Annotated in this window: 9 protein-coding genes and 1 pseudogene; 1 reads left to right on the top strand and 9 read right to left on the bottom strand. The window is 68.7% G+C overall.

Features of this window, described 5'->3' with window-relative positions:
- The 8 genes and pseudogenes from G7Y50_RS08790 to G7Y50_RS08825 form a co-directional block, all read right to left on the bottom strand.
- Window positions 1–199, bottom strand: a pseudogene (locus G7Y50_RS08790) (MFS transporter); the annotation flags it as partial.
- A 604-nt stretch (window positions 200–803) separates the two neighbouring features.
- Window positions 804–1,943 carry an ABC transporter substrate-binding protein gene (locus tag G7Y50_RS08795; RefSeq protein ID WP_165055807.1) on the bottom strand — a complete coding sequence of 380 codons (1,140 nt, stop codon included), beginning with the start codon at window positions 1,941–1,943 and terminating at the stop codon, window positions 804–806.
- A gap of 83 nt (window positions 1,944–2,026) precedes the next feature.
- Complete coding sequence (locus tag G7Y50_RS08800; RefSeq protein WP_165055809.1) at window positions 2,027–2,809, bottom strand: ABC transporter ATP-binding protein; 783 nt, start codon at window positions 2,807–2,809, stop codon at window positions 2,027–2,029.
- A gap of 3 nt (window positions 2,810–2,812) precedes the next feature.
- A complete protein-coding gene (locus tag G7Y50_RS08805; RefSeq protein ID WP_165055811.1) occupies window positions 2,813–3,916 on the bottom strand; it encodes an iron ABC transporter permease in 1,104 nt (367 codons plus the stop codon).
- A gap of 258 nt (window positions 3,917–4,174) precedes the next feature.
- A complete protein-coding gene (gene dnaK / locus G7Y50_RS08810) occupies window positions 4,175–5,923 on the bottom strand; it encodes a molecular chaperone DnaK (RefSeq protein WP_165055813.1) in 1,749 nt (582 codons plus the stop codon).
- 48 nt (window positions 5,924–5,971) lie between these two features.
- Window positions 5,972–6,784, bottom strand: coding sequence for a J domain-containing protein (locus tag G7Y50_RS08815; protein ID WP_165055815.1), 813 nt, complete (start codon window positions 6,782–6,784; stop codon window positions 5,972–5,974).
- Window positions 6,777–7,838, bottom strand: coding sequence for a DUF5685 family protein (locus tag G7Y50_RS08820; RefSeq protein WP_206214816.1), 1,062 nt, complete (start codon window positions 7,836–7,838; stop codon window positions 6,777–6,779). The genes G7Y50_RS08815 and G7Y50_RS08820 overlap by 8 nt, the downstream gene beginning before the upstream one ends.
- Before the next feature lie 9 nt (window positions 7,839–7,847).
- On the bottom strand, window positions 7,848–8,813 hold the full coding sequence (locus G7Y50_RS08825; RefSeq protein WP_165055817.1) for a LysR family transcriptional regulator: 966 nt from the start codon (window positions 8,811–8,813) through the stop codon (window positions 7,848–7,850).
- Between the two features lie 303 nt (window positions 8,814–9,116).
- Here G7Y50_RS08825 and G7Y50_RS08830 point away from each other — a divergent pair, with 303 nt between their 5' ends.
- Entirely contained in the window at window positions 9,117–10,070 is a 954-nt protein-coding gene (locus G7Y50_RS08830; RefSeq protein WP_241156537.1) for a DMT family transporter, read from the top strand.
- Between the two features lie 26 nt (window positions 10,071–10,096).
- Here G7Y50_RS08830 and arsS read toward each other — a convergent pair whose 3' ends face one another.
- A complete protein-coding gene (gene arsS / locus G7Y50_RS08835; protein ID WP_165055821.1) occupies window positions 10,097–12,367 on the bottom strand; it encodes an arsenosugar biosynthesis radical SAM (seleno)protein ArsS in 2,271 nt (756 codons plus the stop codon).
- Between the last annotated feature and the right edge of the window lie 18 nt (window positions 12,368–12,385).

The raw sequence follows: 12,385 nt of genomic DNA on the forward strand, positions 1-12,385 counted from the left end.
GCGAGCCCATGAGGGTGCCGGGGTTCGGGTTGTCGGGCCAGAAGGTGTGGGCCACGAACAGGTTGGTGGAGTTGACGATCATGAAGTCATAACCGTCGAAGATCATTGCGAATGCGAGGATCACGAAGATGACCCACGTATGAGAGCTGATACCGATAGAGTCAATGACCTCAGAAACGGTAAACTCTTTTTTGTCCATTAATACCCCCTATACGAAAAATAGGTACTTTGCCGCTTATGACTGAGCTAAGGGAATGCGGGCAAAGCGAGTAAAGAAGATCTCATCCCCAACGCAGTAGCAAGACAAAGCTGCGGCATGTCATCAGGAATCGCAAAGAAGCTCGGTTTATAGGGATGGCCGAGCTCCTTTGCGACTACGATTCGCCGTTCCCCAACGGCGGATCGCACCCTGCGCAGGACTGCACAGCAGCGAGAAGAAACGACTGCGCGCACCCTCCTTCCACGATTCTCTCATCGGGACTGTGTTTTGAGGCAGGAGCGCGTCAGAAGTCACCTGTGCGCCCGTACGTCAGAAACATCCAACGCGCAGGGTATGGTATGAGGTTTTTGTGGTCAATGATTCTGGGGGTTGTTTTGCGGGTCAAGCATCAACCCTGAGGGTCGATTTTCCTAATCCTCACTTGCAAAACCCCAGGTCAGAACTTTTCCGCGTTTTCGCGCGCCCCTCGGGCGAAGCAAGGGCCCCAGTCTGATGACTCAGACTGGGGCCCGGGGTGACATGCGCCGTCAGAAGCCTTCTCGCATGCGCTCAGGAAGGCTCAAATCAGCATGCTGAGGTGATGCTAGGCGGCCTTCGGAAGCGCGTTCTCGGTGAGCTCGGCCACCTCTTCGTCGCTCAGGTCGTAGCCGTAGAAGGTGTGGTAGTAGCTCTTCGCCACGTCCTCGATGGAGGTGTCGAACTTGTCGGGGTAGAGCAGGCGCGGCAGCCACTGCATGCCCATGACCTGGTTCACGGTCGGCGGGTTGTTGAGCCAGCAGTAGGGGCTGCCCGGCACCTCGTAGTAGTTGCCGCTGTCGATGGCGGCGATGCCGTCCCACGCGGGGTTATCGCCCACAGTGTCGTAGATGCTGCCCTTCTGGAACACGATGAGCTCGGGGTTCCACAGGGCGATCTGCTCGAGGCTGACCTCCTGGCCCCCGCCGCTGCCCGTGGCCTTCTCGGGCTTGAACAGGTTGTTGGCGCACAGGTCGATGACGCCGCCCTGGTAGGAGTTCGCGGCGATGGCGTTCAGGCCCGCGTCGCCGAGCAGGTAGGCGATGTTGGCGCGCTCGGACTCGGGGATGGTGGCCATGACGGAGGTCGTCTCGTCATAGGCGGCCCTGCAGTAGTCGGACAGCTCGCGCCCGCGCTCCTCCATGCCGAGCAGCTCGCCGAGGTCCTCGTAGGCGGCGCCGTAGTCCTCGAGCTTGGTCTCGATGAACACGCAGGGAATGCCGAGCTGCTCCTGCAGGGTGTCGAGGTCCTCCTTCAGGCCGTCCTTGTACTCGCCGGTGTCGATGATGACCTGCGGGTCGGCAGCGGCCACGGCCTCCTTGTTGATGTCGCCCTTCGCGCCGAACGCCGCGCCGAACACGGGCATGTTGGCCGGGTCGATGTTGAAGTACTTCGCCTGCTCGGGGGTGAGGTCCTGGGAGAGGCCCACCATCTTCTCGGGCGCCATGGTGAGCAGCACCTGGTTGGCGGTGTGGCCCGACGGCGCGATGCGCTCGATGGTCGCCGGCAGCTCGACGGTGCGGCCCGCCGAGTCGGTGAACGTGCGGGTCTGCGCCTCGGCGGCGGCCGAGCCGGCAGCCGAGCTGGCGGATGACGCGGGTGCGGCGCTCGACGCGCATCCGGCGAGGACGAGCGCCAAGCTCGCGGCGAGCGCCGCGGCGGCGCAGGTCGCTATGAGCCTCGTCCTCTTCTTGGTTGTGGTGGTCACGGTTCTTCCTTCCTTTCGTCGGTTTGACGACGGGGGACTTAGCGCCGCCCCCGGCAGGCCGTCCTGCCCGGGTCGGGCTGCCCTCACCGCGCGATCTCCTTCACAGGCACGCAGACGCGCACCTTATCGCCGTAGAGTGAGTTGACTTCGACGTCGACGCCGTACAGCGCGCTCACCAGCTCGCGCGTGATGACGTCACGCGGGTCGCCGTAGGCGCGCACGGTGCCGGCGTCGATGACGAGCGTCTTGTCGGAGTAGAGGAACGCCTGGTCAGGCTGATGCGTTGACTGGACGATGGAGAGCCCCTCGCGCGCGAGCTGGCGCACGCACGAGAGCACGCGCACGGTGTTGCCGTAGTCGAGCGCGCTCGTGGGCTCGTCCATGATGATGGTGCGGGCCTCCTGCGCGATGGCGCGCGCGATGAGCACGAGCTGCTGCTCGCCGCCGGAGATCTGCGTGTAGGTGCGGTGCGCCAGGTGCGCGATCCCGACGCGCTCGAGCGCCGCGTAGGCGCGCTCCACGTGGCGCGGGCCGGGGGAGCGCATCATGCCCAGGTCGGCGCCGGTGCTCATGAGCACCACGTCGAGCACCTCGTAGTCGTAGACCGGCGCGTGGCTCTGGGGGATGTAGGAGATCTCGCGGGCGCGCTGCTTCACGGACAGCGTGCGCATGTCCTTCCCGTTGACGCGTATGACGCCCTCGTAGCGCGCGTTCAGCCCCAGGATGCAGCGGAACAGCGTCGACTTGCCCACGCCGTTGGGCCCGAGCACGTTCACGAGCGTACCGTCGGGGATGCTGACGTTCACGTCGCGCAGCACCTCGCGCTGCCCGTAGGAGAACGACAAGCTGGTGATCTCGATGCTCATGCGCTACACCTTCTTCTTGCGCGTGATGAGGTACAGGAAGAAAGGCGCTCCCACGAACGCCGTGAGGATGCCGATGGGGATCTCGGAGGTGGCCGTGAGGCGCGCGATGTTGTCCACCACGAGCAGGAAGCTCGCGCCGAACAGCATGCTCGCGGGGATGAGGCGGCGGTAGTCGCTGCCCACCATCATGCGGCACAGGTGCGGCACTACGAGTCCCACCCAGCCGATCATGCCCGAGATGGCCACGCTGGAGGCGGTGGCCATGGTGGCGGCCAGGATGATGGCGAGGCGCAGCCGGCGGGCGTCGATGCCCATGGTGGACGCCTCGTCGTCGCCCATGGTGAGGATGTTGATGCGCCAGCGCAGGGCGAACAGCACCGCCATGCCGACCGTCATGGGGATGGCAGCGACGGCGATGTCGGACATCTTCGCGCCGGTGAGGCTTCCCATGAGCCAGTAGGTGATGGCGGGCAGGTCGTCGGTGGGGTCGGCCACGAGCTTGGTGAACGACACGCCCGCCGAGAACAGCGAGCTGATCATGGTGCCGGCGAGCACGGTGACGAGGATGCGGTTGCCCTTCGCGCGGCTTGACACGAGGAGCACGAGCATCACGGTGAGGATGGAGAAGCCGAAGGCCGACACCGACACGCCGAAGGCCGCCTGGCCGGCGAGGATGGCGATGGCGGCGCCGAAGGCGGCACCCTGGGAGGCGCCGAGGATGTCGGGCGAGACGAGCGGGTTCTGGAAGGTGCCCTGGAAGGCTGCGCCCGCGGTGGCCAGGCAGCAGCCCACCATGAGCGCGAGCATGATGCGCGGCAAGCGCACGTTGAAGAACAGCGTCGCCTGCTGCGAGGTCCAGGTGGGCTCGAGCGTGACGCCGGGGATCTGGTTCGCGAGCATGGCGAGCGCCTGGGCGGGCTCGATGGGATAGCGCCCGAGCATGAGCGACACGCCCGCGGCGAGCACCATGAACACGGCGAGCCCCGCGATGATGAGGTGGGCGCGCCGCGCCGAGACGCTGGGCGCCGGGCGCGCGGCGGCGCTTGAGGGGGGCGGGGTGCTTGCTTCGGGCGAGGCGAGCGTGCGAGGTTCGCCGGGGCGGCTCATATAATCTCTCCCTAGAATATTTTCATAAGGGGCTAATATACTGAGCGAGATTATATTCCTATTTGGAGATAAAATAAAGCACGAAAAAGGGGAAGCGCCTGGCGGGCGGGCGCTTCCCCTGTTCGCGTTTCGGTCCGCGTGCTTCGGCGCGTTCTGCCGGGCAGCCAGCGGGCGGTTTGCTTGCGCAGGGCGGCCTGCGCGGGCGGTTTGCTTGCGGCGGGCGGCCTGCGGCGGGCCGCCCGCAGGCCGCGCGGGCGCCTACAGCTTGGCGAGCAGGTCCCTCAGGCGGGCGCTGGCCTTCTCCATCTCCGCCCAGTCGTCGTCCCTCATCTTCTCGGGCTTCTTCAGAAGCAGGCGCCCGAGGGCGGCGTGGGCGGACTTGAGCTCCTTCTTCTCGTCCTTGCCCAGCTCGCGGCCGCGGTCCTTGAGCACCTGCTCCGCCTGGCCGTAGAGCTGCTGGGCCTGCTCGCGCTGCGCGAAGGAGTCGCGGCGGGCCTGGTCCTCGGCGGCGTAGAGCTCGGCGTCGCGGATGGCGGCCTGGATCTCCTCGTCGGACATGCGCTCGGAGTCGGTGATGGTGATCGACTGCTCGTTGCCGGTGCCGAGGTCGCGGGCCGACACGGTGAGGATGCCGTTGGCGTCGATGTCGAAGCTTACGTTGATCTGCGGTACGCCCGCCGGCGCGCGCTTGATGCCCTTGAGCTGGAACTTCCCGATGGTCTTGTTGTCGCGCGCCATGGGGCGCTCGCCCTGTAGCACGTGCACCTCTACCTTCGTCTGGAAGGACGCGGCGGTGGTGAACACCTGCTCGTAGTGGATGGGCAGGGTGGTGTTGCGGTCGATGACGCGCGTGGCCACGCCGCCGACCGTCTCGATGGCGAACGACATGGGCACCACGTCGAGCAGCAGCAGCTCGCCGCCGCGGGGCACGAGGCCGCTCTGCGCGTTCGCGAGCGTGGCGCCTTGGACGGCGGCGCCCTGCGCCACGCACTCGTCGGGGTTCACGCTGCTCGACGGGCGCTTGCCGGTGAGGCGCTGCACGTGCTCCTGCACGGCGGGGATGCGCGTGGAGCCGCCCACCAGAAGCACGCTGCCCAGCTCGCTCGCGGCGATGCCCGCGTCGGCGAGCGCCTGGGTCACAGGCCCTGCGGTGGCCTCCACCAGATCGCGCGTGAGCTGGTCGAACGCGGCGCGCGTGATCGTCTGCTCCAGGTGCAGCGGCCCGGCGGGCCCCTGCGCGAGGAAGGGCAGGCTCACCGTGGTGGACTCCAAAGACGACAGCTCGCGCTTGGCGCTCTGCGCGGCCTCGCGCACGCGCTGGGCGGCCATCGGGTCGCGGCGCACGTCGAAGCCGGTTTGGCGCCGGAAGGCGTCCATCAGGTGCTCGGCGAGGCGCGCGTCGAAGTCGTCGCCGCCGAGGTGGTTGTTGCCGGCGGTGGCGAGCACCTCGATCACGTTGTCACCGATCTCGATGATGGACACGTCGAACGTGCCGCCGCCGAGGTCGTACACCATGACCATCTGCGGGTCGCCGTGGTCGAGCCCGTAGGCGAGCGCGGCGGCCGTGGGCTCGTTGATGATGCGCAGCACGTTGAGGCCCGCGATGGTGCCGGCGTCCTTGGTGGCCTGGCGCTGCATGTCGTTGAAGTAGGCGGGCACGGTGATCACGGCGTCGGTGACGGGCTGCCCCAGGTAGCTTTCGGCGTCCTTGCGCAGCTTGCGCAGGATCATGGCGGAGAGCTCCTGCGGGGAGAACGCCCTGCCGTCGACGTCCGCGCGCCAGTCAGTGCCCATGCGTCGCTTGACCGAGGTGATGGTGCGGTGGGGGTTCATGGCCGCCTGGCGCTGCGCGACCGTGCCCACGAGGCGCTCGCCGTCCTTGGAGAAGGCGATGACGGAGGGCGTGGTGCGCTCGCCTTCGGCGTTCGCGATGACTTCGGGCTGGCCGCCCTGCACCGCCGCGACGCAGCTGTTAGTGGTTCCAAGATCGATTCCGATGACGGCCATGGACGTACTCGCTTTCTCGAAGGTTCGGGTTGGGCTTCAGGGGCAGGCTCAGAGGCAGAACAGGAAGGGTTGGCAGAGGGTGGGGCCGAAGCAGAGGCAGCAGCACAGCATGCTGGGGTCGATGAAGCCCGTGGAGAAGCCGCGCGTGGTGCTCTCCTGCTCGTAGACCTGGGCGCGGCGCGTGAACGTCTGCTCGGCGCGCGCGTAGTCGGCGTTGCCCGGGTCCAGGTTGCGCGCGCGGCGGATGTTCTCGAGCGCGGCCACGGTGTTGCCCGCGCCGTTGTTCGCGAGCGCGCTCAGGTAGTGCCAGCGCGCGTTGCGGTTCGCCGAGGTGATGTTGTTGAGGATGCCGAGCGCCGCGGCGAAGCTGCCCGCGTTGATGTAGCTGACGGCCTGGCGTACCTCGGCGGTGTCGGCGGCGGACGCCTCGGGGTGGATGGTGCCGCCCGCACCCGCCTGCGCCCAGGGGTTCGCGCCGCCGAAGAGGTCCTCCCAGCTGACCTCCACCCAGTCGTAGCCGCCGGCGCCCGGGCCCGCGCCCTGGCCTGCGCCGCCGTAGGGGCCGCCGGAGCCGCCCGCGCCGGTGCCCGCGCCGCCGAAGGGGCTGCCGTAGCCGTAGCCCGGCGCGTAGGGCGCCCCGCCTGAGGCGGCGCGCCGGCGGGCGTCCTCCTTGGCGTACTTCTCGGGGTTGGTGATGCGGTCGTACGCCTCGTTGACCTTGTTCATGCGCGCGGCCGCGTCGGGGTCGCCGGGGTTGAGGTCGGGGTGGTTCTCGCGCGCCTTCTTGCGGTACGCCCTCTTCACCTCGTCCATCGAAGCGTCGCGGGAAACTCCCAGTATGTCGTAGGGGTTCTCAGTCATGGTGCTCTTTCTCGGCTGCGTCCTCATGCGCGCGCATGCCTGCGCTGGCGGCTGCGCTTGCGGCTGTGCTTGCGGCTGCGGCTGCGCTTGCGCCCTCGGTTGTGTCCGCGCCCTCGCTTGTGCCCTCGCCGCCGTAGGTCTCGTTGAACTTCTGCCAGACGCCCGCGTACATGACGCTGCGCATGAGGTGTATGTCCTGCACTAAGGGTAACTTCTCGAAGGTGGCGGCGGCGTTGCCGATGAGCACGGAGAGCAAAGTCTTCATATTTTCCGGCGGCATCCCCAGAAGCACGAGCGGGTTGTACGAGCCGGTGCGCGCGTCGTCGGCGTAGTCGACGGCGGCGTCCATGAGGTAGATGAAGCGGCCGAGCTCGTCGCCGAGCGTGCGCATGGGGTCGGCCCAGGTGCCCTGACCGTGCGCGAAGAGCTCGCCGAGCAGGGCGCCGAACGCAGCGGCGGCCGCGTCGGGCGCGAAGGCGGGAGCGAGGCCCGGCGCGGAGTCCGGCGCGGAGTCCGGCGCGGGGCCCGACGCGAAGGCGGGTGCGAGGCTCGGCGCGGAGTCCGGCATGGCGGCGGCTGCGTCGGGCGAGCTGCCCGCCGCGCCTGCGGCCTCGATGCGCGCGATCTCGGCCATCGAGCGCTCGATGGCCGCGCATTGCGCGGGGATGCGCGCACGCGCCTTCGCGTAGGCGCCCGAGAGCAGCGCGGCGGCGGCGCGGGCGCGGGGCGCGCCCTCGTCGCGCACATCGTCGAGGCACTTGTGGTAGGCGAGGGCCACGGCGAGGTCGGCGGCGTAGTCGGTCCAGGTCGAGCGCGCGTAGGGCATCTTCCTCACGGGGTGCGTGACGCAGTGCTCCTCGCCGCGCTCCTCGGGCGGCTCGTGGAGCGAGTTCGCCAGCAGGATGTAGAAGGTGAGGTCGTAGGTGAGCACGGCGCGGCTTGCCTGCCCGTAGCGCTCCTTGAGCGCGCGGCACAGCCCGCAGTACACCGCGTGGTAGCGGGCCTTCTCCTCCTCGCTCACCTTCGAGAGGTGCGCCGTCACGATGCCGAACATGCGCGGGCCCTACGACGTGGCGGCGGCCTGCGCGAGCGCATCCAGGCCGTCGCGGTCCGGCAGGGGCGCAAGGCGCTTGCGGGCGAGGTTGTCGAGGGGGCTTCCCATGTCGCCGATCCAGCGGCGGGTGGCCTCCACGAACGCGCGCGTGGCGAACGACGCCTTCGCGTAGGCGCGGACGGCGAGCGCTATCGTGCGCGGCGAGGGGAACTCGGGCTCCAGAAGCGCGAGGTCAAAGGGGTTATCCTTCAGGATGAGCTGGGGAAACACGCCGTAGCCGAGGCCTTTCGCCACCATGCCCATCACGGCGAAGTCGTTGTCCATCTCAAGGCGCGTGCGCGGGGTCACGCCGTGGCGCTCGAACAGGGCGTCGATCTCGGTGTAGGAGTCGTTGCGCACCTTGACGTAGGGCTCGCGCGCGAGCGCCTCGGAGGGGAAGCGCCGCTCGCGCGCGAGCGGGTGGCTCGGCGGCACCACGACGTAGAGCGGGTCGAGCATGAGCGGTATCGTGAAGAAGCCGCGCCGCGAGGGCTCGATCAGAAAGCAGCAGTCGTACTCCCCGGCGCGCACGCGGCCCTCCATGTCCTCCTGGTCCTCGAAGCACGCGACCTCCAGCTTGATGCGCGGGTAGCGGGCCATGAACTGCTCGAAGATCCCGGGCAGCCAGTGGATGGACACGCTGGCCGAGGCGGCGATGCGCACGGTTCCCGTCTCGAGGTCGCGCATCTCCCCGAGCTTCGACCGCAGGGCGAGCTCGCTGTTGTAGACGTCCTGGATCCAGGGGAGGAGCGTCTGGCCGTCGACGGTGAGGCGCGCGCCGGCGTGGTCGCGCAGGAACAGGGTCGTCCCCATCTCCTTCTCGAGGGACGAGATCAGGTAGCTGATGCCTGCCTGGGTGTACCCGAGGAGGTCGGCGGCGCCCTTGAAGCTCCCCGTCTCGGCGGCCTTCATGAACGCCTCGTACTTCTGGTCCATCGCGCATCGCCTCGCTTCGCTTCGTCTTGGCTTGCCGTGGCTCGTTGTGGTTCGCGCCGTCGTGCCGCGCGGCACGTCGTGCCGTCGCGTTGCGCGGTGCCGCGCCACGCGGCACGTCGCGCCGTGGTTCGCCGCGCCGTGGCTCGCCGTCGTTCGCGTTGTTGCACCATGCTGTCACAAGATATAGGAAATTCTTGTACATCTATAAAATACTCAAGATTTTATTTTGTTCGAAAGTTTCCTATCATGTGGGGGCCTTGTTGGGAAACTGAAACCGTGCGGAAGGAAAAGGAGGCTGCTCAGGTGCTTGGAGGAAACGGGCGCTACATCGCCCTCGTGGTCGCGGAGGCCGCGATCTACGGGGCGGGGAACGTGGTGATGAAGGTCGCGTACGAGGGGATAACGCCGCTGTGGTGCATGGCGCTTCGGTTCGGCATCGCCCTCGCGGTGCTCATGATCGTGGCCGGGCCGCGCGTCCTGAGGTCGCTGCGCCAGGCGCGCGTCTCGGCGTGGCTCCCGTCGGGCTTGGCCATGGCGGGCACGTACCTCGCCTGCAGCCTCGCGGTCGACCTCACGACCGCGACGAGCGCGGGCTTCTTCGTGTCGCTGCCCATGCTGTTCGCGCCGCTCTTCGCGCTCGTGCTCGCAGGCGAGCGCTACGAGAGGTCGACGGTGCTCCTCCAGGTGGTCGCCGTGGCGGGGCTCTACCTGCTGTGCTGCGGCGGGGGTGGCGCGCGGTTCGGCGCGGGGGAGGTGCTCGGGCTGGTGAGCTCGGCGTCGTTCGCCCTGATGCTGGTGTTCACTCGAAACGGCGCGCGCGAGGTCGACCCCTTGGCGCTGGCGGCTGCGCAGATGGCCGTCACGTTCGCGGCCTCGCTGGCGGCTGCCGCGGCAGCCGAGCCGCTCCCCGCGCTCGCGGAGATGCCCGCGCGCAGCACCGCGGCGATCCTGCTCCTCGCCTGCGTCGGCACCTGCCTTCCCATGGCCCTGCAGAACGTGGCGCTCACGCGCGTGCCGCCGACGATCGTCTCGGCCATCCTGTGCTCCGAGCCGGTGTTCACCGCGGCCGTCTCCGCCGCGGTGCTCGGCGAGACGCTCGGCGGCACGGGCATGCTCGGCGCGGCCGTCGTGGTGGCGGCCACCGTGGCGGCGTCTCTGCAGGGGAGCGAGGGCACCGCGCGCATGCGTCGCCGTGCGGGCAGAAGCGCCCTGCGCATGCGCCGGCGCGTGGCCACCTCGCTCAGGGCGCTGGTGTAGGTCTCAGATCGTTCGCGGGGCTTTAGCTACTCGGCGTTGTACTCGTGCACGAGCGAGCCGCCGCAGCTGCTGCCGAAGCCGGCCGAGCAGCTGTAGCACACGGGGTGCGTGCGCAGCGAGCGCTCGGGCAGCCCGCCTGCCGCCAGGTCCTCCACGCGTGCGTCGCGCGTCGCGCCGTCGGGTGCGCCCGCATCGACGGGCAGCTGGATGGGCAGCCCGAGCACGTGGTTCACCTCGCAGTCGTACAGGCGGCCGTCCACGTCGACGTTCACCTGGCTGCGGCACATCATGCGCTGCACCGCGAGCGCGTTGAAGTTCTCCACCAGGAGCTTGAGGTAGGCGTCGAACAGGTTGGCGTCGAGCAGGTCGTGCGCGAAGCGGCCGAGCGGGTAGTTGTTGAACGCGAACAGGTCGTTGAACGCGATGTCCTCGCGGCGCGCGAGCTCCTCGCGGTACAGGTCGGCCAGCATGTCCTGCGGGGGCGGCAGGAAGGGGCCGCTCACGTTGTACACCAGGTCGAGCGGCAGCCCGCCTTCGGCGGAGCCGTAGCCGCGCTCGTTGAGCTGACGGATCACGCGCATGGCGCGCTCGAACACGCCGCGGCCGCGCTGGGCGTCGGCCGTCTCGGGGCTGTAGTAGGGGATGGAGGCCGTCACGTGCGCGCCCGCGGCGGCGTACTCGTCGATGAAGTGCGCGTATTCGGCCTGGTCGAGCAGCGTGAGGTTCGAGCGCACGATGACGTGCCCGCCCGCGGCCTGCGCGCGCCGGGCCGACTCGGCCAGAAACCAGCTGAAGTCGGGGTGCAGCTCGGGCGAGCCGCCGGTGATGTCCATGATTTGGAAGCCGCCGGCGTCAAACGCGTCGAGGCACGCCTGCAGCGTCTCGCGGCTCATGGCCTCGTCGTTCTTCGGCGAGCATTCCAGGTAGCAGTGGCGGCACGCCAGGTTGCAGGCGTACGTGATGTTGACCTGCATGGTGGTGAGCGCGGGCGCGGCGGGCGCGGTGAGCACCTGCGGGGAGTTGACGCGCTCCTCGAAACTCGGCTCGCCGATGCGCGCGAGCGCCTCGTCCACGTACGCGAGGTCGACGGCCTTCTTGCCGCGCCGCGCGGCCACGGCGTCCTGGGCGCGCTGGAAGTCGAACGCGCCGCGGTGCGCCCCGCGCGGGCGGATGTCGAAGTGCGCCCCGTAGCGCGACTGGGCGATCATCTCGGCCATGTTCCCGCTGATGGCCACGTCGCGCCCCTTGATGAGGCGGATCTCGTCGGTGAGGTCGAAGTAGCGCGGCATCTCGGGGATGGTGCCCTTGTAGCGCGCGGTCTGCCCGTAGCTCTCGTGGGCGTCCTCGAGGCCGGTGGCCTTGATGGCGCGCACGGTGCGCGAGGTGAAGCCCATGAAGCCGAGCTTCGTCTCGAGGGCCAGGTCGCTCACGTGGATGTCGTCGATCACGGTGTAGAGGTAGCTCGCCCAGCCCTGGCGTGCCATCATGCGGCGGAAGTCGTCGAGGTAGATGGCGCCGCCCAGGCACTCGCCGCGCAGGACGGGGTCGTCGCGCAGCTCGGGCGGCATGCGGCGGTCGCAGAACACGTCGGAGAAGTACAGCTCGCCGCCGGGCTTGAGCACGCGGTAGATCTCGGAGAACACCTGCTCCTTGAACGGCGTGAGGTTGATGACGCAGTTGGACACCACCAGGTCGACCGTGCCGTCCTCGATGCCGAGCTCGGCGAGGTCCTCGATGTAGCCGCACTTGAACTCCACGTTGGAGCGCGTGAAGCCGAAGCGCGCGGCCTGCTCGTCTTGGTAGGCGCGCGCCACGTCGAGCTGGGCGGGCGTCATGTCCACGCCGATCACGCGACCCGTCTCGCCCACGAGCTTCGACAGGATGTACACGTCGCGGCCCACGCCGCAGCCCAGGTCGACCACCGTGCAGCCCTCGAGCGCGGGCGGGATGGGGCTGCCGCAGCCGTAGAAGCGCTCCATGATCTCGTCGGCGATCTCGGGCATCACGTCGAGCACGTACTTCGGCGGCGCGTCGGTGGTGCAGCAGCACGCGTTGGTCTTGAGGTCGTCGGAGCCGGCCAGGATGCGCCCGTAGTACTCGCGCACCTGGTCGTGGATGGAGAGCTCCGCGTCGGGGATCTGGGAGGCGTCGAGCGAGGGCACGAGCGACGCATGCGCCACGTCGCGCCCGGCGCCCTGCGCGCCTTCTGCAGCTCGCGCGGTGCCCGTGCCCTGTGCCTCCTCGGCGGGCGACTCTTCGGCGCCCTGCGCGCCTCCTGCGTTCGGTTCTTCGGTCATAGTCAGCTCCAGCTCGTC

It is taken from the genome of Adlercreutzia sp. ZJ176, assembly GCF_011038975.1.
In the GTDB taxonomy this organism is placed as follows: domain Bacteria; phylum Actinomycetota; class Coriobacteriia; order Coriobacteriales; family Eggerthellaceae; genus CAAEEV01.

Coding starts and splice junctions, on each gene's coding strand:
- G7Y50_RS08800 (WP_165055809.1), bottom strand. CDS start 2,809: ATGAGCATCGAGATCACCAGCTTGTCGTTCTCCTACGGGCAGCGCGAG.
- G7Y50_RS08805 (WP_165055811.1), bottom strand. CDS start 3,916: ATGAGCCGCCCCGGCGAACCTCGCACGCTCGCCTCGCCCGAAGCAAGC.
- dnaK (WP_165055813.1), bottom strand. CDS start 5,923: ATGGCCGTCATCGGAATCGATCTTGGAACCACTAACAGCTGCGTCGCG.
- G7Y50_RS08815 (WP_165055815.1), bottom strand. CDS start 6,784: ATGACTGAGAACCCCTACGACATACTGGGAGTTTCCCGCGACGCTTCG.
- G7Y50_RS08820 (WP_206214816.1), bottom strand. CDS start 7,838: ATGTTCGGCATCGTGACGGCGCACCTCTCGAAGGTGAGCGAGGAGGAG.
- G7Y50_RS08825 (WP_165055817.1), bottom strand. CDS start 8,813: ATGGACCAGAAGTACGAGGCGTTCATGAAGGCCGCCGAGACGGGGAGC.
- arsS (WP_165055821.1), bottom strand. CDS start 12,367: ATGACCGAAGAACCGAACGCAGGAGGCGCGCAGGGCGCCGAAGAGTCG.